This window comes from Mycobacterium sp. DL99, assembly GCF_004762045.1.
Taxonomy (GTDB): domain Bacteria; phylum Actinomycetota; class Actinomycetes; order Mycobacteriales; family Mycobacteriaceae; genus Mycobacterium.
In genome coordinates this window covers 5,245,781-5,269,426 of sequence record NZ_SJOM01000007.1, presented here as the reverse complement: position 1 = coordinate 5,269,426, position 23,646 = coordinate 5,245,781, and the positions used below count along the sequence as shown (strand labels likewise).

The following is a 23,646-nucleotide window of genomic DNA, read 5'->3' as shown; positions in this document are numbered from 1 at the left end:
ATCGCCACCCTCCGTCTGGCTACACCGTTGTCTGCCGCCGGATATACGGTTGCAGGCATGGAACAACCAGGGGAGTTGGTGGGCCGGGCGCTCGTCGTCGTCGTGGACGATCGCACCGCACATGGCGAGGAAGACCACAGTGGTCCATTGGTCACGGAATTGTTGGGTGAAGCAGGTTTCGTCGTCGACGGGGTCGTGGTCGTGTCCGCCGACGAGGTCGAGATCCGGAACGCGTTGAACACCGCGGTGATCGGCGGCGTCGATCTGGTGGTATCGGTCGGCGGGACGGGGGTGACGCCGCGCGATGTGACGCCGGAGGCCACCCTGGACATTCTCGACCGGGAGCTGCTCGGCATCGCCGAGGCGCTGCGGGCATCGGGGCTTTCGGCCGGCATCGTCGATGCGGGGCTGTCCCGTGGTCTGTGTGGCGTCTCGGGCAGCACGTTGGTGGTGAATATCGCCGGGTCACGTGCTGCGGTGCGCGACGGTATGGCCACCCTCGGGCCACTGGCCGCACAAGTCATAGGCCAGCTATCAAGTCTGGAGATCTGAACGCAAATGAAACGGCGGCCACCGGCCGCCGTTTCGTTTTCCAGGCGAATGTCACGCCGAGCGACGTTGCTGGTTAAGAGCAGGTTAACGGTTGGCGTAGCGGCACATAGGATGAGATGTGATGTTCGTCACAAAGGGGATTGAAGATGTCAGAAGCGAACAAAATGTCCCGCCACGCAGTTAACAAGATCTTCGGTGAGGCCCTCCCGGACATCTCTCCCGACGAACGCGACACAGCTTCGCCGGACGACGACGCCGACCGTGACCGGTGGTTGAGGAACAACATTCCGCCGCATCACCAATGAATAGGTGAACGGCTTGTAAGGGCAGGAAACATCCGCCTCGCACTGTGTTCTGGACCTCAGTTCGTTACTAAGGCGAACGGCATCACAGCATTGCCGCGGGGCCCAATTCGCAGCGTCGTGGCGTAGTGAGCAATCTTCCAGCCACTTTTCAGCAAATTTTGATCGATCGACCGTATGCAGCTCTGCGGATATGTGCTTGCGTTGCCGCCCCGGTGGACTGCCGTTATGTTCCTGATGTCAACGATGTGCATTTCGTAAGAGCAACGTGTGGGTTTCTAATCCGCGTCACATGTTGGGCTTGCGAGGCGATACGGTCTGCGGGGGCCGGGTAGCCGACCACAAAAGGTGAGCCTCCGGGATCACCGGCGAAATAGCTAGGGAGAACATGAAGGCATTCAGTCGGGTGCTGGTCGCGATGGTGGCAACCGTCGCGGCGCTGTTTACGAGCACGGGCACTTCTCATGCGGGTCTGGACAATGAATTGAGCCTGGTTGATGGTCAGGACCGGACCCTGACCGTTCAGCAGTGGGACACCTTCCTCAACGGTGTGTTCCCGCTGGACCGCAACCGGCTGACTCGTGAGTGGTTCCATTCGGGTCGGGCCAAGTACACCGTGGCCGGCCCGGGTGCCGACGACTTCGCGGGCACCTTGGAGCTGGGTTACCAGATCGGCTTCCCCTGGTCGCTGGGTGTCGGGATCAACTTCTCCTACACCACCCCGAACATCCTGATCGACGATGGTGACATCACCGGCCCGCCCTTCGGCCTGGAGTCCGTGATCACCCCGAACCTGTTCCCGGGTGTGTCGATCAGCGCTGATCTGGGCAACGGCCCGGGCATCCAGGAAGTGGCCACCTTCTCGGTGGACGTCAAGGGTCCGGCCGGCGGTGTGGCGGTGTCCAACGCGCACGGCACCGTGACCGGTGCGGCCGGTGGCGTGCTGCTGCGTCCGTTCGCTCGCCTGATCGCCTCCACCGGTGACAGCGTCACCACCTACGGCGAGCCTTGGAACATGAACTGAGCTAGGCCTCAACGAAAGCAGCCCCTGGAGAAATCCAGGGGCTGCTTTCATATCCGGGTGTTGCTCCGTCAGGAGCGGTCTGCACTGGTGTGCTTGGCGGTGTCCGGGCTGGGGCCGGTGCCAGGTCCGGTCACATGCTTGCCGGTATTGCCATTCTCGGACAGCAGATCGCGGATCTCGGTCAGGAGGCTCAGCTCGGTGTCCTGGGCCTGTTCGACCTCGCCGCGCTCACGCAGCTTCTTGTACGGCAGGACGATGACGAAGTAGATCACCGCGGCCACCAGGATGAAGTTGATGAAGGCCGACAGGACGGCGTTGAAGTCGATGAACGTCTCGGGATCACCGCCCAGTGAGATCTTGAGGATGCCGTATTCCTTGCCGGGGCCGGCGCCGATCCGGTCGATCAGTGGCTGGACCACCTTTTCGGTGAAGGCGGTGACCAGGCCCGTGAAGGCGGCGCCGATGACCACAGCAACCGCAAGATCGATGACGTTGCCGCGAGACAGAAACTCTTTGAAGCCCTTCAACATGCTCAGGAACCTTCCTGCAGTGTGGTGTTTTCGGTGCGACAAGCAAACAGTAACCGAGTTGGCCGAATGGCCGGGCGATTGTCGGTCAACATCTTCGTAGCGAACGAATTATGTTGTGCGACAGTGAGAGTCGTATTCAGTGGATGGTCATCGTGACGGTCTGCACCAGGCTGGTGGCCGCGACCTCGTTGGCTGAGCGTGCGGGCAGGGCCACCAGGGCCACGCGGTCGCTGCCCACTCCGGCCCCGCGGGCCTTCTCCGAGACCAGCACCACCACCGCCCCAGAGGCCACCACGACCGGCCGGGCCGGCTGCGTGTCGTCCCGATCGGCCGTCACCGTCAGCACGTCGACCACGTCGCCGGGGCGGATCAGATCGAGCAGCGCGGTATCGCTGAGTTTGAGCGGCACGATCCGGGCATCCGGGCCCGCGGCCGATTCGGCCAGCCGTGACCCGAGCAGCCGGACATCGGTGAGGACCTCGCCACGACGTGCCGGGGCGGTCAGCGTCGCACCGATCACCGGGGCCACGTCACGTTGGGCGCCGTCGGGCACAGTGGCTGTGCTGCGGCGTTCCAGTCGTACGTCGGCGGCGGTCAACGCGACGCCGGGGGACAGGTCGTGGGTAGCCACCGCGATCTCGGTGTACTCGCCCCGCGGATCGGAGCGCAGGGCCGCGATGGCGGCCAACACCACCAGCGCGGCTGCCGCGGCGCGGCGAGTGGCCACCGTGCGGGTCCAATCGGGCCGGGCAGCAGTCAGCCGACGCCAAGGTGGCGGGTTGAGTGATTCGGCCATGGCGCCACGGTAGGCGCGCGACGGCCGGGTGAGAACGGCGTCTTCGCCGTCCTGTGGATAACTTCTGGAGCTAGCTGGAAGCGGCCGCGGCGGGGGCGGAGCTGGAGCTGCCGGACGAACTCGAGGACGAAGACGCGCTCGAGGAAGATGACGAGTCCGAGGACGTGCTCGACGAGCTGCTCTCCGAGCTCTTCGAGGGTGCGCCGTTGGACGAGCTCTTGCCCGACTCGCGGTTGTCGGTGCGGTAGAAGCCGCTGCCCTTGAACACCACTCCGACCGAGCCAAAGAGCTTGCGCAGCTTGCCGGAGCACTTGGGGCAGGTGGTCAGCGCGTCGTCGCTGAATGCCTGCACCGCGTCGAACCGATTGCCGCACTCAGTGCACGCGTAGGAATAGGTAGGCACGAAAACCCTCCGAGTTGGTCAAACTTGTTAGCACTCTACCGGCTCAAGTGCTAGAACCGCTACGTGGGCCATGTCATTCCCGCGGGCCGCCGGCGCCGGCGCACCGGAAGATTAGCGGTACTGCTCGTGGTGGCGGTAGTCCTGGCGGTGCTGGCCGTGCTCGTGGTGGCCCGGATGCGTCAGGCCGACCCGCCGGCCCAGCCTTCAGCCCCGCCTCCGACCACCGGTCAGGTCAGGCAGCCGACACCGCAGACTCCCGGCTATGACCACGCCCGCGCGCTGTTGGCGGGGCTGCCGGTCAAAGGCTGGGACCGTGACACCGACTACGCCCGGTCCCGCTTCGGGGAGGCCTGGAGCGACGACGTCAACGTCGAGTTCGGCCACAACGGCTGCAATACCCGTGACGACATCCTGCGCCGCGACCTGGCCCAGCTGACCGTCCGCCCCGGGACCTGCTACGCCGCCAGCGGTGTGCTGCACGACCCCTACACCGGTGCGGAGATCCCGTTCACCCGCGGGCCCGACACCTCCGGCACGGTGCAGATCGACCACCTGGTGTCGTTGTCGGACGCCTGGTACAAGGGGGCGCGCACCTGGGATCCGCAGCGGCGCAGGGATTTCGCGAACGATCCACGCAACCTGATCGCGGTGGCCGCGCAACCCAACTTCGACAAGGCATTCCGCGACGCGGCCAGCTGGCTACCGCCCAATGTCGCGTTCCGCTGCGAGTTCGTGGCCCGCCAGGTCGAGGTGAAAACCGCCTACCAGCTCTGGGTCTCGGCGAAAGAGAAGGACGCCATGGCGGCGGTGCTGAACAACTGCTAGCCCGCCGGTCTGTGCTGAACGCTAAACCGAGGATCGCTGCTCAATAGTGACTGGAATCCTCGGTGTAAGCACCCGATGTCCCTGGCGCCAGGCTGCTAGCCCGGCTGGTAACGCGGCGCGATCATCACCGGAACCGGCGAGTGCCGCAGGATCTTTCCCGCGGCCGAGCCGAGGAACACCTGCGCACTCGGGGCGGCCGCACCGGAGCCGAGCACCAGCATGTCCCCGGTGTCCCACCCGATGCTCTGCACAGCGGTGTTCCAGTCGTGGCCGGCGCCGACCACCACGTCGACGTCCGGAACCGCCATCTGATCTCGAATGGCGTTGAGCTGCTTGGTGATCTCGGCAATGGTTCGCCGTGACCACTGCTGGACCACCAATTCCTCGGCCGAGGATTCGATGGTGCCGGCGAATGCCGCGGTGTTGCGGACCGTGAACGAGACGATGCGCAGCTTGGCCTTCCACGACGCGGCCAGCTCGGCGGTGGCCGGGATGAGCCCGTTGACGTCAGCTTCCCCGCCGTAGGCCGCGGTGAGGCGGCGGATGGGGGCGTCGGTCTGGTTGTACCCGCGCGGCGCGAAGACCACCGGCACCCGGGCGGTGTGGACCAGACGCTCGGTGACGCTGCCCAACGCGACCCGGCCGATCATTCCCGACGAGGATGAGCCGACCGACACCACAGTCGCCCGGTGGGCATCCGCGAGCTCGATCAAACCGGTTGGTATCGACGTGGATTCGTGCACGACGGGGGTGACGTCGAGGTCGATGGGCAGCACCGCGACCGCGCGCTGCAACGCCTGTGTGGCCTGCTCGCGGACATACGCCAGATACTCGCCCTCGACCGGGTCGTCGCGTGGTGGCCAGGCCCGCTCCACCACCGCCGCGGCGATGACCTTCTCGCCGGTGGTACGGGCGAGCTGGATGGCCAGATTCAGCGGTGCGCTGCTGTGCCGACTGGCACTGAATGCCGCCAGGATGGTCACGACGCATGCTCCTGGGTGCGCATGCGCGACACCACATGGGTAACCGGGATCTGGTATTCGGTGCGGGCCCGGTCGACGACATCGAAACGGTGCCACACCGAATCCTCCGGCGGCAGAGTTGAGATCACGATCTGGTCGGGCCGGAACGTCTCGACCGCATGGGCCAGTGCCCGCAGCGGGCGGTAGTCACCCAACTCACCGTCGGCCTTCAACTGCTCGGAACGCAGCGTGCTCAGTGTCTGATCGAGGCGGCGCTGGGCCGCACGCGTGGTGGCCTCCGAGATGTCGAGTGGACCATGGGTGGCGGCCACCCCGGTGTCGATCGGACTGGCGGGCACCACGACCTGATACAGCGCGTCGCGGTCCGCGCCGATGCGCCGTAGCTCGTCGAGAAGTTCGTTGGATTCGACAGTCTCGTTGGCCAACACCAACACTCGGTGCGGATGTTCGGCGCCGGGTTCCGGGGACACCCCGGCCACCTCGGGCCGGTGCCCGATGAACCAGCGGTTGGCCAGGAAAAGCAGGATCACCACGGCCCAGGACGCCACGCTCAGTGTCAGGGCCTTCCGGTTGTCCCCGCCCTGTACGTACATCTGGATAAGGATTCCGAAAATGGCCGCGGCGGTGAGCAACGACAGCACCGGGAACAACCACATCTTCACCTTGAGCTGGTCCGGGGAACTGCGGTACCGCAGCACAATCTGCGAGATGCAGATGAGTAGGTAGACGAACAGGATCACCGCGCCGCTGGAATTCAGCAGGAACGCGAAGATGGTGTCCGGCCAGAACGCTGCTGCGATCACACACAGGAAGCCGATGACCGAGGAGGTCAGAATCGCCGGAGCCGGAACGCCGCGCCGGGTCACCGCGACCAACTGTGGCGGCGCCTCGCGGCGGGCAGCAAGCACGAACAGCATGCGCGATGCGGTGTACATCCCCGAGTTCAGGCAGCTCAGCACTGCAGTGAGCACCACCGCATTCATGATGTGATCGGCGTAGGGGATACCCATCTCGGTGAACACCGAGACGAACGGTGACGCGACGTTGCCCGCGGCGTCCTTCTTGAAGTGATCCCACGGCAGGATCGTCGTGATCAGGAATGCCGAGCCGACGAAGAAGATCGCGATCCGCAAGATGACCGAGTTGGCGGCCTTGGCGACCGCCCGCTCGGGATCGGCGGACTCGGCGGCGGCGATGGTGGCGATCTCCGCCCCGACCATCGAGAAGATCACCGTCACCACGCCGACGGTGACGGCCATCGCGCCCATCGGGAAGAACCCGCCGTGGGAGGTCAGGTTGGAGAAGTCCATGTCCTTGTTGGGCCACAGCCCGAAAACGAAGAGAGCCCCCAAGCCGATGAACGCCAGGATTGCCGCCACCTTGATGCCGGCGAACCAGTACTCGAATTCACCGAAGGACGACACCGAGAACAGGTTGGTCGCCGTCATCGCGATCAACAGGAGCAGTGCCGTCAGCCAGATGGGTACGTCCACCCAGAACTGGATGATCTTGGCTCCCGCAATGGCTTCGAAGCCGACGACGATCACCCAGAAGTACCAGTACAGCCAGCCGACGGAGAATCCCGCCCAGTTGCCCAGCGAGTTGCGCGCGTAATCGGCGAACGAGCCGGTCGACGGATTGGCCACCGCCATCTCGGCCAGCATCCGCATCACCATGATGACCAGGACGCCGGCCAGCGCATAGGTGATGAATGAGCCGGGCCCGGTAGCGCCGATCACCACCCCGGAGCCGACGAACAGGCCGGCGCCGATCACGCCGCCGATGGCGATCATCGTCAACTGTCGCTGACTGAGCGCCTTTTTCAATGCGGGTGTGTCGCCCATGTGCGCACCGTCCTCCTCCGTCATTTGTGACTCAGGTCACAAGCGGACAGAAGTGAACGCTATGCCCGGCGACCGGTCGGCGGAGCCGAATTCGGGCTGAAACTGTCGGAATCTGACCCGGCTCGTTCAGACAGCTGCCGAATCCGGGTGGTACGGCCCGGCCCGACGAGTCAGCGCTGCAACGTCACGATTCCGCCCGACGGCGTCAGAGCATGTGTCATTCGTACGTCGTGGGGATCGGCGGGCAATTCGTCGACCAGTTCGTCGTCACGCACCACCGCGACCAACCGTGCGTGCGGTGCGGCGTAGATCAGGCTGCGGTCGTAGAACCCGGCGCCCCGGCCCAGCCGGTTCCCGTTGCGGTCGACGGCCAGCGCGGGCACGAGGACCACCTCGGCATCTGCGATCCGTCCGGCAGGCAACCAGGGTGGTGCGGGCTCGCGCAGGCCGAACTCGGCGGCCACCAACTTGCCGGGCGCGTACTGCCCCCACTGCATCGGCAAACCCCGGCCGTCCTCGTCTTTGCGGGCGACCGGAAGCAGCACGCGCACGCCGAGTTCCAACAGAGCGTCCAGCAGGGCCTGCGACCCTGGTTCCGAGCCCGCCGGAACGTAGGCGCACACCGTTTGCCCGCTGCGCACCAGGGTGGGCAGCCAGCGGCAAAGTGCCTGCGCCTCACTGTCGCGGCGGTCGGCCGGTACGGCCCGTCTTGCACGGAGAACGCCGGTTCGCAAATCGGTCTTGGTCGGCGGGGTCACGCCCTCCACCTTTTCAGAACGGACGTTAGTGTGTGAACGATGAGCACGTCTCACAAGGCGCCTGAGGTGCCGATTCCCTACACGGCCGTGGTCCCGGCGGCCGGTCTGGGTACGCGATTCCTCCCGGCAACCAAGACGGTCCCCAAGGAATTGCTGCCGGTGGTCGACACCCCGGGCATCGAATTGGTGGCGGCCGAGGCGGCTGAGGCCGGTGCCGAGCGGCTGATCATCATCACCTCCGAAGGCAAGGACGGCGTCGTCGCGCACTTCGTCGAGGACCTGGTGCTCGAGGGCACGCTGGAGGCTCGCGGCAAGAAGACGATGCTGGAGAAGGTCCGCCGCGCTCCCGCGCTGATCAAGGTCGAGTCTGTGGTGCAGGCCGAGCCACTGGGACTGGGGCATGCCGTCAGCTGCGTCGAGGCCGCATTGGCTCCCGACGAGGACGCGATCGCGGTGCTGCTGCCCGATGACCTGGTGCTGCCCACCGGTGTTCTGGAAACCATGTCGAAGGTGCGGGCCAAGCGCGGCGGGTCCGTGTTGTGCGCCATCGAGGTGCCCGGAGACGAGATCGGTGCCTACGGCGTCTTCGACGTCGAGACCGTGCCCGACGCGGCCAATCCGAACGTGCTGCGGGTCAAGGGCATGGTGGAAAAGCCAAAGCCCGACGATGCGCCGTCCCCTTACGCCGCCGCCGGCCGCTACCTTCTCGACCGGGCGATCTTCGATGCGCTGCGTCGTGTTTCGCGCGGGGTGGGCGGGGAGATTCAGCTGACCGACGCCATCGCGCTGCTGATCGAAGAGGGCCACCCGGTACATGTGGTTGTGCACCGCGGAGCCCGACACGACCTGGGAAATCCCGGCGGCTACCTGAAGGCTGCGGTTGACTTTGCGTTGGAACGTGACGACTACGGCCCTGATTTGCGGCGGTGGTTGGTCGAACGATTGGGTCTGACCTGACAGGAGGGCTGGCAACGAGCTGGCCCGGTACGCCGCACGTCGGCCCGGAGATGGGATAGGAAGGCGTGTTGTGCGTTCGGTGGAGGAACAGCAGGCTCGGGTAGCGGCTGCCGCAGTGGCCCCCCGGCCGGTGCGAGTGGCCATCGCCGAGTCGCAAGGCCTGATGTGCGCCGAAGAGGTCGTCACCGAGCGGCCGATGCCGGGATTCGATCAGGCCGCCATCGACGGCTACGCGGTGCGCAGCGTCGATGTGTTGTCCGTGGGTGACGGCGCCGGTGAGATCAGCCTGCCGGTGATGGGCTCGATCGAAGCGGGTGCGCGTACCCCGAGCCGGTTGCAGCCGCGGCAGGCCGCGCGGGTGCAGACCGGCGCGCCGATGCCGACGCTGGCCGACGCGGTGCTGCCGTTGCGATGGACCGACGGCGGTGAGAGCCGGGTCCGGATCATGCGCAGCGTGCGCTCGGGTGCTTATGTCCGGCGCACCGGCGACGATGTGCAACCCGGCGACGTAGCGGTGCGGGCCGGCACGATCGTGGGCCCGGCCCAGGTGGGCTTGCTGGCCGCGGTGGGGCGTGACCGGGTGTTGGTGCACCCACGGCCCCGGCTGTCGGTGATGTGCGTGGGCGGTGAGCTCGTCGACGTATCCCGCAGCCCGGGGACCGGGCAGGTGTACGACGTGAACTCCTACGCGCTGGCGGCGGCGGGCCGGGATGCGGGTGCGGAGGTCAACCGGGTCGGCATCATCAGCACCGACCCCCGGGAACTGCGGGAAACCGTTGAGGGCCAAGTCAATCGCAACGAGATCGTGGTCATCGCCGGCGCGGTGGGCGGAGCCGCCGCCGAATCGGTGCGGACCGTGCTCGCTGAACTCGGCGAGATGGAGGTGTCCCGGATCGCGATGCACCCCGGATCGGTGCAGGGCTTCGGTCAGCTCGGCCGGGACCGCGTTCCGGTGTTCCTGCTGCCCGCCAACCCGGTGAGCGCGCTGGTGGTGTTCGAGGTGATGGTGCGCCCGCTGATCCGGCTCTCGCTGGGCAAGCGGCAGCCGATGCGTCGCATGGTCCAGGCCCGCACGCTGTCGCCGATCAGTTCGGTGGCCGGGCGCACGGGATACCTGCGCGGGCAGTTGATGCGCGACCAGGACACCGGCGAGTACCTGGTGCAGGCCCTTGGTGGGGCGCCGGGGGCGTCCACCCATCTGCTGGCCACACTCGCCGAGGCGAACTGTCTCGTGGTGATTCCGAGCGAAGTCGACGAGGTTCGCACCGGCGAAACCGTGGATGTGGCATTCCTGGCTCAGCGCGGCTGATAAGACTTCATTCGATGAATGAAGGTGTGACGAATCGACTGTGCGGATGAGCCTGTTCCGGTCCAACGCTTTTCACCCCGGGTGGCCCGGTCCGATCGGACCGGTGCGGGTGAAGGCCGGTGTGGTGCGGCTACGTCCGGTGCGGCTGCGCGATGCCGCGGTATGGAGCCGCATCCGGCTGGCCGACCAGGCCCACCTGGAGCCGTGGGAGCCGGTGAGCGGTGTGGATTGGCATGTCCGCCATTCCGTTTCGTCGTGGCCCGCGATCTGCTCGGGGCTGCGCAGCGAGGCCCGGCGAGGGCGGATGCTGCCGTATGTGATCGAGCTCGACGGGCAGTTCGCCGGCCAGCTCACGATCGGCAACGTCACCCACGGCGCACTACGATCGGCGTGGATCGGCTACTGGGTGGCCAGTGACAAGACCGGCGGCGGGGTGGCGACCGGTGCGCTCGCGCTGGGGCTCGACCACTGCTTCAACGGAGTGCAGTTGCACCGGGTCGAGGCCACGGTGCGCCCGGAGAACGCTGCGAGCCGGGCAGTGCTGGCGCGGGTGGGCTTCCGCGAGGAGGGTCTGCTGCGCCGCTATCTCGAGGTAGACGGCGCCTGGCGGGACCATCTACTGGTGGCGGTCACGTTGGAGGAGCTCAAACATTCGGCGACGCAGGCCCTGGTTTCGGCCGGCCGGGCCAGTTGGTGCTGATTCGGCTTGTTCTGGGCGCGGCGCGCCGCGGCGAAACTGCGCCCACGGTCGCGATTTCGCCGGATCCGCAGCCCTGGAAGCAATCTCGGCGAAGTTCGCCTCGTCGGCTGTTACCAATGTGGCAAATGTGACTGTTGGTGCTTGTATCGATCGAATTACAGGTGTGTAATTGTGTCGGCGCGCCACCCATGGATGCGCTGGTCACAGACCTAGCCTGAAGGGGAAAGGAGCAGGCGTCATGCCAAGCATCCCCCAGTCACTGCTGTGGATTTCCCTTGTCGTTCTCTGGCTGTTCGTTTTGGTCCCGATGTTGATCAGCAAGCGAGACTCGGTCCGTCGTACCAGTGATGTCGCCCTGGCGACTCGAGTGCTCAACAGCGGCCGCAACGCGCAACGGTTACGACGCGGCCCGGCCGCCGGGCATCACAGCGATCCGCACTGGCGGCCGAGCGCCGACCACCTCGACGAAGATCTCGATGAAGAACTCGAGGACGACGAGGCGCCTGTCGAGGTGCGGGTGCACGCCACGGTGCAGCACACCGTCGTGGTGGCAGCGGTAAGCGTCGAGACCCCCGAACCGGACTACCTTGACGTCGACATCGTCGACGAGGACTCCGGCGCACTGCCGGTCGGCACGATGGCCGAGGCGGCCGAGGCAGCGGCCGAACCCGAGGAAGTGGCCGAGCCCGAGCTCGAGCTGGAATTCGAGACCGAGCCCGAGGCCGAGCCTGAGGCGGAACCCGAGCCCGTCGCGGTCGAGGAGCCCGTCGAGGGCTTCGAGGCTGTCGAATCGGAGGCTCAAACCGAGCGCATCGCAGTGGATCTCGACGAGGCCGAGGATCCCCAGGATCTCGAGGACGTTCAGGAGGACGAAGATCCGGAGGATCTCGCCGACGACGAGTACGAGTACGTCGCCGACACGTCGGGACTGGAACCCGAGGCCGAGGACGAGCCGGCCGACGAGCAGCAGGCCGACGAGCCCGTCGCGTCGCTGAGCGCGACCCGGCAGCGTCGGTTCGAATCCAAGAAAGCCGCGGAGATCAGCGCCCGCAAGTTCCAGTTCCGCAAGCGCGTGCTCGCGGTACTGGCCGCCACGTTGCTGTTCTCGGCGGGTGCCGCCCTCCTGGTGACGCCGTCGGCCTGGTGGGTGTTCGGTGGTGCCGGCACGCTGACCGTGCTGTATCTGGCCTACCTGCGCCGTCAGACGCGCATCGAGGAGCAGTTGCGGCGTCGTCGTGCGCAGCGGATGGCCCGGTCCAGGCTGGGCGTGGAGAACACCGACGACCACAAGCTCGACGTCGTGCCGGCACGGCTGCGCCGGCCCGGTGCGGTGGTGCTCGACATCGATGACGAGGATCCGATCTTCGAGCACCTGGCGTACGCGTCGTACGCGTCGACGTCCCGCGAATACGATCTACCGCGCGCTTCCGGGCAGTAGGGCGGCCGGTTTCGTCTCACGGCCGCAGTGCTGGTAGCCTTTGCTTCCGGTATCAGGGGCTATAGCGCAGTTGGTAGCGCGTCTCGTTCGCATCGAGAAGGTCAGGGGTTCGATTCCCCTTAGCTCCACCAAGTTGGAACAGGTCAACGCGGTTCGGGAGACATTCCCGGGCCGCGTTTCTGCTCGAGGACCTCGTAGCGCAGCTTGCGACGGAATGCCGCGTCGGCCGGCCGCAGTCCCTTCGCCAGACCCTGTGGCGAATGTGTCGCTTATCGACGCAAAATCCGTGAATCTGCCGCGAAAGAGTGCGCATTCATCACAGGGCGCTGGATCAGCAGTCCTGCCCTCACGGGTGTGTGACGAGGTACGTCTCGTTGTCGAGGCCGGCCGTGAGCTCGTCGACATCGAAGGGTCGGTCCAGGCGCGCATGCAGCGCCTTGTGGTCGATCAGCAGACTGATCTCGGCGGTCTGGCGGGCGAAGAGCCGTCCGATGAGCGGGTAGATCCGGCGCATGACCGCTCGCTCTGCTGAGCTGCAGCGTGATGCGCAGTAGCCGACATGGCCGATCTCGTCGGTGAGGATCTCGCTGTAGAGCAGTTCGATCCGTTCGGCGACTTCGGGTTCGTCGGCGAAGAGCTCGGCACCGGCACGGCGCAGTTCGTCGAACATGATGCAGCCCGCCATCTCTGCGGCTCCGACGAACATGAAGCCGAGGCGCTGGGGGAGGAACACGCCGGTCTTGACGAACTGCCGCATCACGAATGGCGGGGGGACCACCTGGAAGGTCAGGTCGAAGACGTCGAGCGCGTATGCCAGCAGCCGGGTGTGGTAGTGCTCTTCGAGTTCGAGATAGACGTTCTCGGGCGGCAGATTCTCGTCGCTGTTGCGCCCGTAGGTTTCGCCGAGCCCCACGCCGAACCGTTCCGCCTGATTGAGTTTGGCGGTCGCCAGCAGAAACAGCATCTTGCGGTCCAGGCCGGGTTCCGGCCGACGCCGGCGCAGATTGCGCAGGAAGACGGCGCGGTCGGCGGGGTGGGCCGAGCGGACGGGGTGTTCCTCCAGTTCGGTGAAGAATCGCTCTCGATTCGCCAAACGCCTGTTGAGCAGGTCGGCTTCGCCGTCACGCCTGGCCAGGAATTCCCGGTAGCCCTCGATGCCGGTGCGGTTCATCGTTTCTCCATCCCTTGGACAATCGTTGTGACATAACGGTTCAACACCGAAGAATCGAAGACTCCGGTGGCCAGCAAGGCGAACAGGCCGGTAAGGAAGAACGTCGCGAGCTCACTCGCATTCCGGTCGGCAGACACCTGCCCTGCGGCTTGCGACCGGCTGATCACCCTCACCAGGAACTCCGCGAGCGGGTGCTGTGCCAACTCGTCTTCGACCGGCCGCGTCGAGGAGAAATGCAGGCCGAGCATGTCCCGGAAAACCGCTGCGCCCAACCGACGTTCGGCACTGAGGACCCGACGGACGACTTGCGTGAGGATCGACTCCAGATCGCCTTTGGTTTGGGCGAGTTCGCCGACGATCCGGGTCTCCTCGTCGCGCTCCGCCTCGATGAGAACGTGCTCCTTGGTCGGGAAATGGAAGTAGAACGTTCCCCGTGCCACGCCCGCCGCGGCCGCGATCGCGCTGACATCGGCGGCGGCCAACCCACGGTCCGAAATCTCTGCCAGCGCAGCGTCGAACAGGCGTGCCCGGGTTTCGATTCGGCGGGCCTCTCGGACGCCCCCGGCCGGTGAATCGGTCACGGATGGTGCGTGTCGCGACGTCATGGCGGCCACCGTACGCCCACTCGCTGACACTCGTCAATGACGAGTGTCAGCGAAATTGGAAATGTGCGTCCGGATGAAATTCCCGCACTGACCGTCGCGATGGCGCGCTTACGATCCCTGGATGGGCGACTATGCACAGACTTTGGTCGATGTTGACGTGACCGACACCGAAGCGCCGGCGTTGAAGGCCCGTCTCGAGGCGTGGTTGATCGAGCGGGGGGTCGTTGTCGAAGAGATCACCGACTGTGTGCTCGGAAATCCGGGCGGGCATCCGCCGGGCGAGCGCTACGGCTACGCGATCGGTAACGAATCGGTTGCGGCGCCGCACTATTGGACCAACGGCTTGGTCGTCGAATCCGGCCGGCAGGTGTACCACGGCGCCGATCTGGAAGCAGTGACCTGCCCGAGGTGCAGCCACATCGAGGCGATGTTTCCTCGCGAACAAGGCCGTTGGGACACCGCGTTCGATGCCGCGATCAGCGAGTGGCTCGCGGGCGGGCCCGGGCTTGTGACCTGTTTGAGCTGTGCCGCAGGCGTCGGACTCAATGACTGGGACTGGGGCTACCCGTGGGCATTCGGTGCGCTCGGGATGAAGGTCTGGAACTGGGACGAACTCTCCGAGTCATTCATCGCCGAAATCCGTGACCTGCTCGACGGGCACCGCCTGATCTACACCTGCTACAAGCTCTGAGTTCGTCCACGTGGTCGAGTAGTCGACCAGGCCTGGTTAGGATGGGCTCGTGGAGGATCAGCCCGCGGGCTCCAGTCGCGTGGCGCGCCGTCGTGACCGGCGTAAGGCCGAGATCGTCAAGACGGCCACCCGGATCTTGACCGAGTCCGGCTACCAGGGTATGAGTCTGGAGGATGTCGCCGAGCAGACCGACATCGCCAAGGCCACGCTCTACCACTATTTTTCGTCCAAGGATGCCTTGGTGGCCGCCGCCTTGGAGACCCTCACCCAGGAAGTCCTGCAGCGGCTCGGGGCCCGTGAGGAGGCCCTCGGAAAAGTCGGTGCTCGCGAACACCTGGCGGCCCTGATCGATGAACAGATCCGCATCCTCACCGAGACCGCACCCGAGGTGGCCGCGGTGTTCTCTTGGCCGCGCGGTTGGCCGGAGGTCTTCGAGGATCCGATGAAGGACATGCGGCGCCGTCATGACGCGGTGTTCCGTCGGGTGGTGGATCGCGGTGTGGCCGATGGCGAATTCACCTGTCCCGACGTCAATGTCGCCCTGCAGTGCCTGCACGGGGTTCTCAACCAGTCCTCGGTCTGGATCGGACCGGGGATGCACGACGACGACCGTGCGGAACTGCGCGCCGCGATCGTCGACCGTGCCCTGTGCCTGTTCTACTGAACGGTATCCGGCTGCGCGGACGGGAAACGGGGTGAACGCTTTTCACGCAGGGCGGTGTAGCCCTCCACCACGTCCGGGCCGAGGAAGGTCAACATCTCGTAGGCCGCCGACTGGTCGAAGATCGGACCCGCACTGCGCAGCCAGTTGTTGAGCGCACGCTTGGTCAGCCGGATCGCCTGCTGGGCGCCGGTGGCCAGATTGTCGGCGATTCGCAGTGCCTCGTCCAGAACCTCCTCCCGCGGAAGGGCTTTGGCGACCATGCCGATCCGTTCAGCCTCGATCCCGCCGATCATCTCCCCGGTCATCAGGTAGTACTTCGCCTTGGCGGTACCGGCCAGCAGTGGCCAGATGATGGCGGCGTGGTCGCCGGCAGCCACACCGAGCTTGACGTGGCCGTCGCCGATCCGGGCGTCCTCGGCGATGATCGCGATGTCGGCGAGCAGCGCGGCCACAGCTCCGGCCCCGACCGCGACGCCGTTGATCGCGGACACGATCGGCTTGTCGCAGTTGATCATGTTGTAGACCAGATCGCTCATCTCGCCGAGCATGTGTGACACCCGGTCGTAGTCACCGGCCATTCGCTCGACCATGGCCAGGTCGCCGCCCGCGCTGAAAGCCTTGCCGGCGCCGGTTATCACCGCGACCCGGGTCTGCGGGTCGGCTGCGACGTCTTTCCAGATGTTGGCCAATTCGGTGTGCATGCCCTCGTCGGCGGCGTTGTACTTCTCCGGCCGGTTCAGCGTGATCAGCAGGACGCCGTTGTCGCGGCGGGTCAGCGTCAGCTGCTGGTAATCAGAGAAATCCATGGGGAGCGTCCCTCCTGTCGGCATGCGCGGCCTGCACGCACTCTGTTCAACCGAAGCTACGGTTTTTCGACTGTGTAAGTCAATTATCGACCGCATGGTTGATTTTCTATGCCCGTCGGCCGATAGTGGGCCATAGCGTCCACATCACCGCAGATCGGGAGGTCAGGTAGTGCGATTCGACAACAAAGTCGCCGTCGTCACGGGTGCCGCGTCGGGGATCGGTCGAGCCATCGCGATCGCGCTGGCGCAGGCCGGCGCCACCGTCGCAGCCGTCGACCGCGATGAAGCCGGCCTCGCCCGGACGGTCCGGGACTGCGCGAACGCCACCGCGCACCTTGCCGATCTGGCCGACCCGAAGGCGGTGAGCACACTGCGGGACGACGTCGTCGCCGCGCATGGACCGCCCGCCGTGATCGTCAATGCCGCGGGCTTCGACCGGGTCGAGCCGTTCATGTCCAACGACGACACGCTCTGGCAGGCATTGGTGGCGGTGAACTTTCTCGGGCCGGTCCGGCTCACCCATGCCTTCCTCGAAACGATCCTCGCGGAGGGAAGTATGGCAAAGATCGTCAACATTGCCAGCGATGCAGGGCGGGTGGGCAGTCTGGGGGAGACCGTCTACGCCGGCGCCAAGGGTGGGGTGATCGCGTTCACCAAGTCGCTCGCGCGCGAGATGGCCCGTCATCGGATCAACGTCAACTGTGTTTGCCCTGGACCGACCGATACCCCGCTGTTCGATTCGCTTCCGGACAAGGTTCGCGACGGACTGATCAGAGCCATCCCGTTCCGTCGGGTCGCGAAACCGGAGGAGGTCGCCAAGGCTGTGCTCTTCTTCGCCTCCGACGATGCCAGCTTCATTACTGGCCAAGTCCTTAGTGTCAGTGGGGGCTTGACGATGGCTGGTTGATGGCCGTCCGGTGGCCGGAAGGCGACGAGCCCGGTCTTGGTCGACGCCAGTTTGCAATGGCATACTTGCTCAGCCCCTGGGCGCAACCCAGCCAAATCGGTTAGCCTCGGGGAGCAGATTGGCCAGTTGGGGGATTGCTATGGCAAACGATCTGAGAGTGGACCCGGGGGCGCTTCGTGCGGGGGCCACTAGCAGCGAGCTGATCGCTGCCGAATTGGGGGTATCGCCTACCCGTCCGGATGCCGGGGGCTACCCGAGCAGTACTGGTGTCTCGGCGATGGATGACGCGGTGATCACCGCGCGAGCCTCCCAATCGGGTCGCGTCAGTGCGCAGGCGGGGCACCTGTCTGCGGCTGCACATCGATACGCCGCGATCGACGAACAACACGCCGGGGGCCTGGCGGAGTTGATGTGAATGATCTGCCCGTCGCGGGTCAGCCTGGTAGGGCGCTGACCCGTTCTCAGTTAGAAGCCTGGGACACAAGCTATCTCGCGGACGCTGCCGCACGCTGGCGTCAGCTGGCGGCCGAATCCGAGGAGCTGTTCGAGTGGCATCGGCGAAACGTTCACGCGCCCGGTGGGGCGGAGTGGTCGGGTACCGCCAGTGAGGATGCCGGTGAACAGGTCAGCGCCGACGCCGTGGTGGTCCGCAAGCAGGGGGACATTCAGCGGGAGGCCTCCGAGATCGCCGAGAACGGCTGCCGTGACATCCGCCTCGCCGTGGGGCAGGTGCTCGAGGCCATCACGGCTGCCGAGGAGGGCGGGTTCCAGGTGTCCGAGGACCTCACGGTGCGCGACACCCGCCGCATCGACGTCAGCACCATGGCCGTGCGCTACACGGCGTCTCGGGAACACGCCGAGGACATCCGGTGGTACTGCGAGCGGCTCGTCCAGGCCGAGATCTATCTGGGCCAGCGGCTCGAGGGCAAGGCCCTTGAGCTCGCCGCCATCCGCTTCTCGTTGTGACCGAGGGTTGTTCAGTTACAGCTGCGCCCAGATCGACTTGGTCTTGAGGTAGCCGTCGATGCCCTCGTAACCGAACTCCTTGCCGATGCCTGACTGCTTGTAGCCTCCGAACGGCACGTTGTGGTCGAAGGTCAACTGGCAGTTCAGCCCCACCATGCCGGCCTGCAGACGCTTGCCCAGGCTGTGCGCGCGAGCCAGGTTGGTGGTCCAGACGGTGGCGGCCAGGCCGTAGCTGGTGTCGTTGGCCATCGCGATGGCTTCGTCGTCGTCGTCGAACGGCAGGATGGTGACGACGGGGCCGAAAATCTCTTCCTTGTACAGGCGGCTGGTGGCGGGGTCGATGTTGGTGACCACGGTGGGCTTGACGAAGTAGCCCTTGCGGTCCAATCGGTATCCACCGGAAACGATTTCGGCGCCGTCGCGCTTGCCCTGGTCGATGTACCCCAGCACGCGGTCGAGCTGCTTCTGGCTGACCAGCGGGCTGACCATCGAGCCCTCGTCCTTGGGGCCGCCCAGCACCAGGTTGTCTCCAATCATCGCGATGCCCTGCACCACGCGTTCATAAACGCTGCGCTGCACAAAGATTCGTGACCCGCACACGCAGCCCTGCCCGGAGTGCACGAAGATGCCCATCGAGGCCATCATGATTGCCATGTCGAGGTCGGCATCTTCGTAGATCAGCACCGGCGACTTACCGCCCAGTTCCAGGGTCACCTTCTTAAGGTTGTCCGCCGAGTCCCGCATAATCTGCTTGCCGACCTCGGTCGAGCCGGTGAATGCCACCTTCTCGACGTCGGGGTGCGCGGTGATCGCGGCACCAGCCGTAGCGCCGTAGCCGATCACGAAGTTTGCCACGCCGTCCGGCGCCCCGGCTTCACCGATCAGGCGTTCCAGCAGCACCGCCGACAGTGGGGTCTCTTCGGCGGGCTTGACGACACTGGAGCAGCCGGCGGCCAGGGCCGGGGCGATCTTGGCACAGGCGTTGAACAGCGGGCCGTTCCACGGGTAGATGAGGCCTACCACGCCATACGGCTCCTTGGTGGTGTAGGCGTGCAGGTTGGAGTAGTTGCTGTTGACGCCGCCCTCCATCTGCACCTGGTAGCTGCTGCCGTTGAGTTTGGTACACCAGCCCGCGTAGTAGCGGAAGAACTCCGCGCAGGTGGAGACGATCATCTCGGCCTGCATCGGGGGCATCCCGGCGTCAAGAGACTCCAGTTCGGCGAATGCCTTGGCGTGCTCGTCGATCAGGTCGCCCAGCTTCCACAGCACCTTGGCCCGCAGACGGGCCGGGATGTCAGTCCAAACCCCGGACTCGTAGGCGGTTTTCGCGGCGGCGACGGCCTCGTTGACCGCGTCGGCCCCGCAGTCGCGGAACTCGGTGATCTGCTCCTCGGTCGCGGGGTCGATGACCGGAATGGTCTCTCCTGTGCCGGGTCGGTTGCGGAGTTCTTCCAAAACCGTCTGCAGTGCCATAGTGTCCCCTTCGTCGTCGAAATGCTGAGCACCTGCTTAGCAGTCGAAGTGAGGGGCGGTCAAGACCGCACATGCGGATTGAAGCGGGCAATACTCCTGTGTTTGCGGTTGTTGAGCCGATGTCGTGTCGATACGCTGTCGCGGTGCCAGACATTCGGGTCCGCGAGGCGGCCGAACTGCTCGGGGTCAGTGACGACACTGTGCGACGCTGGATCGACGACGGGTCGCTGCCGGCGCATCTCGACGGTTCCGGGCGCAAGGTGATCGACGGGGCCGCGTTGGCCGCGTTCGCGCGCGCCAACGCCGCTGCGGCGCCCCGAGATCCGCTCGGCATCGGCAGCTCCGCGCGCAACCGCTTCGCCGGACTGGTCACCAACGTCGTCGCCGATGGGGTGATGGCCGAGGTGGAGATCCAGTGCGGGCCGTTCACCGTGGTGTCACTGATGAGCAGCCAGTCAGTACGTGAGCTCGGCCTTGCCCCCGGCAGCGTCGCTGTCGCGGTGGTCAAGGCCACGACCGTGATCGTGGAAACCCCGAAAGGACAATCGTGAACAGAGTCCGGATGTGTGCGTTGGCGCTCAGCGCGATGGCCGCGACCGCCCTGATCGGCGGCTGCACCTCGGCCGAGAAAGCCGCGGCGCCCTCCAACACCGAGGGTGGCTCGATCACGGTGTTCGCCGCGGCCTCGCTGAAATCGGCTTTCACCGAGATCGGCGAGCAGTTCAAGACCGACAACCCGGGGAGCTCGGTGGAGTTCTCGTTCGCCGGATCCTCGGACCTGGTCACCCAGCTCACCCAGGGCGCCGACGCCGACGTCTTCGCCTCGGCCGACACCCGGAACATGGACAAGGCGGTGGCCGCGGGCCTCGTCGAGGGCGGCCCGGTCAACTTCGCCACCAATACCCTGACGATCGCCGTCGCGCCGGGAAACCCGAAGGGCATCAAGTCGTTTGCCGATCTGGCCAAGCCGGGTACCAGCGTCGTGGTGTGCGCCCCGCCGGTGCCCTGCGGCGGCGCGACCGAAAAGGTCGAGAAGGCCACCGGGGTGACGCTGTCGCCGGTGAGTGAGGAGACCTCGGTCACCGACGTGCTGGGCAAGGTGACCAGCGGGCAGTCCGACGCCGGCCTGGTCTACGTCACCGACGCCGCCGGAGCCGGGGACAAGGTCAGCAGTGTTGCCTTTCCCGAAGCGGCCCAGGCCGTCAACACGTACCCCATGGCCGTGCTCAAGGAGTCCGGGCACGCGCGGTTGGCGCAGCGGTTCGTCGACCTGGTGACCGGGGAGGCCGGTCAAAAAGCGCTCGCCAAGGCTGGATTCGCCAAGCCCTGACCGAGCCCGTGGCGGCGCCGTAGCCTGGGACCGTGGCCGATCTGACCGAGATCAGTGCCGACGACCTGGCGGCACTGGAATTCTTCGCCGGATGCCGGCCGTCCGTACTGGCGCCGTTGACCACCCTGCTGCAGCCGCTGTCGGCCCCGGCGGGGCAGGTGCTGATCCGGCAGGGCGACCCGGCGCTGACATTCATGCTGATCGCCTCCGGGCGAACCCAGGTGGTTCATGACGGGCCCGACGGACAGGCCGTCGTCGCCGACCTGGAACCGGGTCTGATCATCGGTGAGATCGCGCTACTGCGCGATGCGGCGCGCACGGCCACGGTGACGGCTCTCGACCCGGTCACGGGCTGGGTGGGTGATCGCGAGGCGTTCGAGGTCCTGCTGCACCTGCCGGGGATGTTCGACCGGTTGGTGCGCATCGCGCGCCAACGCCTCGCCGGGTTCATCACGCCCATCCCGGTGCAGGTGCGCACCGGCGACTGGTTCTATCTGCGGCCGGTTCTGCCCGGTGACGTCGAGCGGACCATGAACGGGCCCGTCGAGTTCTCCAGCGAAACCCTTTACCGGCGTTTCCAATCCGTGCGCAAACCGACCAAGGCCCTACTGGAGTATCTGTTCGAGGTCGACTACGCCGATCATTTCGTCTGGGTGATGACCGAGGGCGCACTGGGGCCGGTGGTCGCAGATGCCCGCGTGGTCCGCGAGGGCCACGATGCGACGACGGCCGAGGTCGCGTTCACCGTCGGCGACGACTATCAGGGTCGCGGCATCGGCACCTTCCTGATGGACGCGCTGGTGGTGTCAGCGGACTACCTTGGAATTGAACGTTTTACCGCGCGGGTGCTGAGTGACAACTACGCCATGCGGCGCATCCTGGATCGGCTCGGAGCGGTGTGGGAGCGTGAGGATCTCGGGGTGGTGCTCACCGACGTCCCGGTGCCCGCGGTCGACACGCTGAGTCTGGAACCCGAGCTGGCCGCGAAGATCAAAGACGTTACCCGTCAGGTGATCCGGGCGGTGAGCCAATGAGGCCACCACTCAGCAAGGACACGCTGATGTGCATCTCGCTGGCGGCCCGGCCCAGCAATATCGGCACCCGCTTCCACAACTACCTCTACGACGAACTCGGCCTGGACTATCTCTACAAGGCTTTCACCACAACCGATATCGCCGCGGCGATCGGAGGCGTGCGGGCGCTGGGCATCCGGGGCTGCTCGGTGTCGATGCCGTTCAAGAAGGACGTCATGGCCCTCGTCGACGAGATCGAACCGTCGGCCCTCGCGATCGACGCGGTCAACACGATCGTCAACGACCTGTCGGTGCCCGGCGGCCGCCTCGTCGCCTCCAACACCGACTATCTGGCCGTGCAAGAACTCGTCGAGCGGTTGGACCTGGCCGATGCGGTATTGATCCGGGGTAGCGGCGGCATGGCCAAGGCGGTCGGGGCAGCATTGCGGGACAAGGGATTTCGTAAGGGGACCGTCGTCGCGCGTAATGCCGAAGCCGGGCGCGCGCTGGCTGAGGCACTCAGCTACGACTATGCGCCAGAGGTCGGCACATTGACGGCGCCCATCCTGGTCAACGTCACCCCGATCGGGATGGCCGACGGGCCCGACGAACACCGCAGCGCATTCGAGCCGGCCACGATCGAGGCAGCAGGTGCCGTGGTCGACGTGGTGGCCATGCCCGCCGAAACCCCGCTGATCACCGCGGCCAGGGCTGCGGGCCTGCCGGTCATCACCGGCGCAGAGGTGATCGCGCTGCAGGCCGCAGAGCAGTTCGAGCGCTACACGGGAGTGCGGCCGACGCCTGAGCAGGTGGCCGCGGCTTCGGTCTTCTCGCGGCAGTCGGCTATGGCGTGATGACCGTCTGCTCGTCGATCAACGCAGTTGCGTCCATCAGCGGGCCCATCTGATCCTCGGTGCCATCGGCGTTGAACTGCAACACAAACAGCCCGTCGGCCCCGGGGATCACCACGGTCTTCTGGGCGATCAAGCGGGTGGCGCCGTCCTTCACATAGGTGCCGCCGATCTGGTACGCCTCGAATCCGCTCAGTTCCCCCGCCGAACCGTCGCCCTGGTTCTCGTAGCCCGGCAGGTTCTTGATCTCGTTAGGGGCGTACTCCAAGATCTTGGCCGGGTCCACGTTGCCGGTCAGCTTGGACATCAGTGCGATGATCGACGGCGGATCTGCGGCGAACTCCGGATCGGTGGATACGATTGCGCCCCATGCCCATTCGGGAGCCGACGAGGTCGCGTCCGCCCAGCCTTCGGGAATCGGCAGGTCGAACCGGGGTGTGCCCGGATCACCCCGGTGAACCGGGGTTTCGGTGATCTTGTTGTCACGGATGTAGTCGACGATCGTGTACTGGTGCCCGGCCGTCGGCCTGCCCGTGTCACCGGCTTTCGTCGGTTCGGTGCTGGTCTCGCCGACCCCGGTCGCCTCGATCGCGGTACCGGACACCGTCTTGCCGCCGCAGCCGGTCAGCATGACCCCCAGCGCGACGGCAGCGATGGCGATTCCGCCGGCCCTCATTGAGGTGGTCATCGGTCTCCAATCGGTTGGACGCCCCGGTGAGGCGCAACTGATTTGCACGATAAACGCTTT

At 65.9% G+C, this 23,646-nt stretch carries 27 protein-coding genes and 1 tRNA gene; 17 read left to right on the top strand and 11 right to left on the bottom strand.

Annotation, left to right across the window (positions count from 1 at the left end; translation table 11 throughout):
- Positions 1–57: 57 nt before the first annotated feature.
- Complete coding sequence (locus EYZ64_RS25715) at positions 58–552, top strand: MogA/MoaB family molybdenum cofactor biosynthesis protein (protein ID WP_135457933.1); 495 nt, start codon at positions 58–60, stop codon at positions 550–552.
- A gap of 690 nt (positions 553–1,242) precedes the next feature.
- Entirely contained in the window at positions 1,243–1,878 is a 636-nt protein-coding gene (mspA, locus tag EYZ64_RS25710; protein ID WP_135457930.1) for a porin MspA, read from the top strand.
- Positions 1,879–1,946: 68 nt separating this feature from the next.
- Here the strand turns inward: mspA and mscL are convergent, their stop codons facing one another.
- The 3 genes from mscL to EYZ64_RS25695 form a co-directional block, all read right to left on the bottom strand.
- Positions 1,947–2,408: a large-conductance mechanosensitive channel protein MscL gene (mscL, locus tag EYZ64_RS25705; RefSeq protein ID WP_135457928.1), complete on the bottom strand. Its 462-nt coding sequence runs from the start codon at positions 2,406–2,408 to the stop codon at positions 1,947–1,949.
- Between the two features lie 136 nt (positions 2,409–2,544).
- On the bottom strand, positions 2,545–3,204 hold the full coding sequence (locus EYZ64_RS25700) for an SAF domain-containing protein (protein WP_135457926.1): 660 nt from the start codon (positions 3,202–3,204) through the stop codon (positions 2,545–2,547).
- A 70-nt stretch (positions 3,205–3,274) separates the two neighbouring features.
- On the bottom strand, positions 3,275–3,607 hold the full coding sequence (locus EYZ64_RS25695) for an FmdB family zinc ribbon protein (protein WP_135457924.1): 333 nt from the start codon (positions 3,605–3,607) through the stop codon (positions 3,275–3,277).
- 63 nt (positions 3,608–3,670) lie between these two features.
- On the opposite strand from EYZ64_RS25695, the gene EYZ64_RS25690 reads away from it, so the two are divergent.
- On the top strand, positions 3,671–4,432 hold the full coding sequence (locus EYZ64_RS25690) for an HNH endonuclease family protein (protein ID WP_353653694.1): 762 nt from the start codon (positions 3,671–3,673) through the stop codon (positions 4,430–4,432).
- A 95-nt stretch (positions 4,433–4,527) separates the two neighbouring features.
- Here the strand turns inward: EYZ64_RS25690 and EYZ64_RS25685 are convergent, their stop codons facing one another.
- From EYZ64_RS25685 to EYZ64_RS25675, 3 genes are all read right to left on the bottom strand, one after another.
- Positions 4,528–5,415, bottom strand: a complete 888-nt coding sequence (locus EYZ64_RS25685) for a universal stress protein (protein WP_135457923.1) — start codon at positions 5,413–5,415, stop codon at positions 4,528–4,530.
- Entirely contained in the window at positions 5,412–7,259 is a 1,848-nt protein-coding gene (locus EYZ64_RS25680) for an amino acid permease (RefSeq protein ID WP_135457920.1), read from the bottom strand. Before EYZ64_RS25680 ends, EYZ64_RS25685 begins: the two co-directional genes overlap by 4 nt.
- Positions 7,260–7,429: 170 nt before the next feature.
- Entirely contained in the window at positions 7,430–8,017 is a 588-nt protein-coding gene (locus EYZ64_RS25675) for a 5-formyltetrahydrofolate cyclo-ligase (protein ID WP_135457918.1), read from the bottom strand.
- Between the two features lie 39 nt (positions 8,018–8,056).
- Between EYZ64_RS25675 and EYZ64_RS25670 the strand changes: the two genes are divergently transcribed.
- The 5 genes from EYZ64_RS25670 to EYZ64_RS25650 all read left to right on the top strand — a co-directional run bounded on the left by EYZ64_RS25670 (position 8,057) and on the right by EYZ64_RS25650 (position 12,552).
- The gene (locus EYZ64_RS25670; protein ID WP_167857967.1) at positions 8,057–8,974 is read left to right on the top strand and encodes a UTP--glucose-1-phosphate uridylyltransferase; all 918 of its coding nucleotides are present in this window, start codon (positions 8,057–8,059) and stop codon (positions 8,972–8,974) included.
- Between the two features lie 70 nt (positions 8,975–9,044).
- The gene (gene glp / locus EYZ64_RS25665; protein WP_135457916.1) at positions 9,045–10,283 is read left to right on the top strand and encodes a molybdotransferase-like divisome protein Glp; all 1,239 of its coding nucleotides are present in this window, start codon (positions 9,045–9,047) and stop codon (positions 10,281–10,283) included.
- Positions 10,284–10,329: 46 nt separating this feature from the next.
- Positions 10,330–10,983, top strand: a complete 654-nt coding sequence (locus EYZ64_RS25660) for a GNAT family N-acetyltransferase (RefSeq protein WP_135457914.1) — start codon at positions 10,330–10,332, stop codon at positions 10,981–10,983.
- A gap of 238 nt (positions 10,984–11,221) precedes the next feature.
- On the top strand, positions 11,222–12,421 hold the full coding sequence (gene sepX / locus EYZ64_RS25655; protein WP_135457913.1) for a divisome protein SepX/GlpR: 1,200 nt from the start codon (positions 11,222–11,224) through the stop codon (positions 12,419–12,421).
- Positions 12,422–12,476: 55 nt separating this feature from the next.
- A tRNA-Ala gene (locus EYZ64_RS25650) sits at positions 12,477–12,552 on the top strand.
- 215 nt (positions 12,553–12,767) lie between these two features.
- On the opposite strand, the gene EYZ64_RS25645 is transcribed toward EYZ64_RS25650, so the two are convergent.
- Together EYZ64_RS25645 and EYZ64_RS25640 are read right to left on the bottom strand one after the other, a co-directional pair.
- Positions 12,768–13,592, bottom strand: a complete 825-nt coding sequence (locus EYZ64_RS25645; protein ID WP_135457911.1) for a hypothetical protein — start codon at positions 13,590–13,592, stop codon at positions 12,768–12,770.
- Positions 13,589–14,197 carry a TetR/AcrR family transcriptional regulator gene (locus EYZ64_RS25640; protein ID WP_135457908.1) on the bottom strand — a complete coding sequence of 203 codons (609 nt, stop codon included), beginning with the start codon at positions 14,195–14,197 and terminating at the stop codon, positions 13,589–13,591. Before EYZ64_RS25640 ends, EYZ64_RS25645 begins: the two co-directional genes overlap by 4 nt.
- 121 nt (positions 14,198–14,318) lie before the next feature.
- Between EYZ64_RS25640 and EYZ64_RS25635 the strand changes: the two genes are divergently transcribed.
- Together EYZ64_RS25635 and EYZ64_RS25630 are read left to right on the top strand one after the other, a co-directional pair.
- The gene (locus EYZ64_RS25635) at positions 14,319–14,888 is read left to right on the top strand and encodes a hypothetical protein (RefSeq protein WP_135457906.1); all 570 of its coding nucleotides are present in this window, start codon (positions 14,319–14,321) and stop codon (positions 14,886–14,888) included.
- Between the two features lie 49 nt (positions 14,889–14,937).
- Entirely contained in the window at positions 14,938–15,552 is a 615-nt protein-coding gene (locus EYZ64_RS25630; RefSeq protein WP_135457904.1) for a TetR/AcrR family transcriptional regulator, read from the top strand.
- Here EYZ64_RS25630 and EYZ64_RS25625 read toward each other — a convergent pair.
- Positions 15,546–16,358, bottom strand: a complete 813-nt coding sequence (locus EYZ64_RS25625; RefSeq protein WP_135457902.1) for an enoyl-CoA hydratase/isomerase family protein — start codon at positions 16,356–16,358, stop codon at positions 15,546–15,548. The two genes, EYZ64_RS25630 and EYZ64_RS25625, sit on opposite strands and share 7 nt — an antisense overlap.
- A gap of 169 nt (positions 16,359–16,527) precedes the next feature.
- Here EYZ64_RS25625 and EYZ64_RS25620 point away from each other — a divergent pair, with 169 nt between their 5' ends.
- The 3 genes from EYZ64_RS25620 (at position 16,528) to EYZ64_RS25610 (ending at position 18,231) form a co-directional block, all read left to right on the top strand.
- Positions 16,528–17,265 (top strand): SDR family NAD(P)-dependent oxidoreductase, encoded by a 738-nt coding sequence (locus tag EYZ64_RS25620; RefSeq protein WP_135457900.1) that lies wholly within the window; start codon positions 16,528–16,530, stop codon positions 17,263–17,265.
- Between the two features lie 139 nt (positions 17,266–17,404).
- Positions 17,405–17,680: a hypothetical protein gene (locus EYZ64_RS25615; RefSeq protein ID WP_135457898.1), complete on the top strand. Its 276-nt coding sequence runs from the start codon at positions 17,405–17,407 to the stop codon at positions 17,678–17,680.
- Positions 17,677–18,231, top strand: coding sequence for a hypothetical protein (locus tag EYZ64_RS25610; RefSeq protein ID WP_135457896.1), 555 nt, complete (start codon positions 17,677–17,679; stop codon positions 18,229–18,231). The genes EYZ64_RS25615 and EYZ64_RS25610 overlap by 4 nt, the downstream gene beginning before the upstream one ends.
- Before the next feature lie 15 nt (positions 18,232–18,246).
- Here EYZ64_RS25610 and EYZ64_RS25605 read toward each other — a convergent pair whose 3' ends face one another.
- Positions 18,247–19,704 carry an aldehyde dehydrogenase family protein gene (locus tag EYZ64_RS25605; protein ID WP_135457894.1) on the bottom strand — a complete coding sequence of 486 codons (1,458 nt, stop codon included), beginning with the start codon at positions 19,702–19,704 and terminating at the stop codon, positions 18,247–18,249.
- A gap of 143 nt (positions 19,705–19,847) precedes the next feature.
- Between EYZ64_RS25605 and EYZ64_RS25600 the strand changes: the two genes are divergently transcribed.
- The 4 genes from EYZ64_RS25600 to EYZ64_RS25585 are packed head-to-tail and all read left to right on the top strand — an operon-like array spanning position 19,848 to position 22,901.
- Positions 19,848–20,255 (top strand): TOBE domain-containing protein, encoded by a 408-nt coding sequence (locus tag EYZ64_RS25600; protein WP_135457892.1) that lies wholly within the window; start codon positions 19,848–19,850, stop codon positions 20,253–20,255.
- 11 nt (positions 20,256–20,266) lie between these two features.
- Positions 20,267–21,034 carry a molybdate ABC transporter substrate-binding protein gene (modA, locus tag EYZ64_RS25595; protein ID WP_210115697.1) on the top strand — a complete coding sequence of 256 codons (768 nt, stop codon included), beginning with the start codon at positions 20,267–20,269 and terminating at the stop codon, positions 21,032–21,034.
- Positions 21,035–21,066: 32 nt separating this feature from the next.
- Positions 21,067–22,068 (top strand): acetyltransferase Pat, encoded by a 1,002-nt coding sequence (gene pat, locus EYZ64_RS25590; RefSeq protein WP_135457889.1) that lies wholly within the window; start codon positions 21,067–21,069, stop codon positions 22,066–22,068.
- A complete protein-coding gene (locus EYZ64_RS25585; RefSeq protein WP_135457887.1) occupies positions 22,065–22,901 on the top strand; it encodes a shikimate 5-dehydrogenase in 837 nt (278 codons plus the stop codon). Before pat ends, EYZ64_RS25585 begins: the two co-directional genes overlap by 4 nt.
- On the opposite strand, the gene lpqN is transcribed toward EYZ64_RS25585, so the two are convergent.
- On the bottom strand, positions 22,891–23,586 hold the full coding sequence (gene lpqN / locus EYZ64_RS25580) for an envelope biogenesis lipoprotein LpqN (protein WP_135457885.1): 696 nt from the start codon (positions 23,584–23,586) through the stop codon (positions 22,891–22,893). The genes EYZ64_RS25585 and lpqN overlap by 11 nt on opposite strands.
- Positions 23,587–23,646: the final 60 nt, after the last annotated feature.

Excerpts from the sequence above, each read along its gene's own strand:
- EYZ64_RS25635 (WP_135457906.1), top strand. The coding sequence starts at position 14,319 with ATGGGCGACTATGCACAGACTTTGGTCGATGTTGACGTGACCGACACC.
- EYZ64_RS25615 (WP_135457898.1), top strand. The coding sequence starts at position 17,405 with ATGGCAAACGATCTGAGAGTGGACCCGGGGGCGCTTCGTGCGGGGGCC.
- lpqN (WP_135457885.1), bottom strand. The coding sequence starts at position 23,586 with ATGACCACCTCAATGAGGGCCGGCGGAATCGCCATCGCTGCCGTCGCG.
- EYZ64_RS25715 (WP_135457933.1), top strand. The coding sequence starts at position 58 with ATGGAACAACCAGGGGAGTTGGTGGGCCGGGCGCTCGTCGTCGTCGTG.
- EYZ64_RS25700 (WP_135457926.1), bottom strand. The coding sequence starts at position 3,204 with ATGGCCGAATCACTCAACCCGCCACCTTGGCGTCGGCTGACTGCTGCC.
- EYZ64_RS25660 (WP_135457914.1), top strand. The coding sequence starts at position 10,330 with ATGAGCCTGTTCCGGTCCAACGCTTTTCACCCCGGGTGGCCCGGTCCG.
- EYZ64_RS25605 (WP_135457894.1), bottom strand. The coding sequence starts at position 19,704 with ATGGCACTGCAGACGGTTTTGGAAGAACTCCGCAACCGACCCGGCACA.
- modA (WP_210115697.1), top strand. The coding sequence starts at position 20,267 with ATGTGTGCGTTGGCGCTCAGCGCGATGGCCGCGACCGCCCTGATCGGC.
- EYZ64_RS25640 (WP_135457908.1), bottom strand. The coding sequence starts at position 14,197 with ATGACGTCGCGACACGCACCATCCGTGACCGATTCACCGGCCGGGGGC.
- sepX (WP_135457913.1), top strand. The coding sequence starts at position 11,222 with ATGCCAAGCATCCCCCAGTCACTGCTGTGGATTTCCCTTGTCGTTCTC.
- mscL (WP_135457928.1), bottom strand. The coding sequence starts at position 2,408 with ATGTTGAAGGGCTTCAAAGAGTTTCTGTCTCGCGGCAACGTCATCGAT.
- EYZ64_RS25625 (WP_135457902.1), bottom strand. The coding sequence starts at position 16,358 with ATGGATTTCTCTGATTACCAGCAGCTGACGCTGACCCGCCGCGACAAC.
- EYZ64_RS25645 (WP_135457911.1), bottom strand. The coding sequence starts at position 13,592 with ATGAACCGCACCGGCATCGAGGGCTACCGGGAATTCCTGGCCAGGCGT.
- EYZ64_RS25680 (WP_135457920.1), bottom strand. The coding sequence starts at position 7,259 with ATGGGCGACACACCCGCATTGAAAAAGGCGCTCAGTCAGCGACAGTTG.
- mspA (WP_135457930.1), top strand. The coding sequence starts at position 1,243 with ATGAAGGCATTCAGTCGGGTGCTGGTCGCGATGGTGGCAACCGTCGCG.
- EYZ64_RS25670 (WP_167857967.1), top strand. The coding sequence starts at position 8,057 with ATGAGCACGTCTCACAAGGCGCCTGAGGTGCCGATTCCCTACACGGCC.
- EYZ64_RS25585 (WP_135457887.1), top strand. The coding sequence starts at position 22,065 with ATGAGGCCACCACTCAGCAAGGACACGCTGATGTGCATCTCGCTGGCG.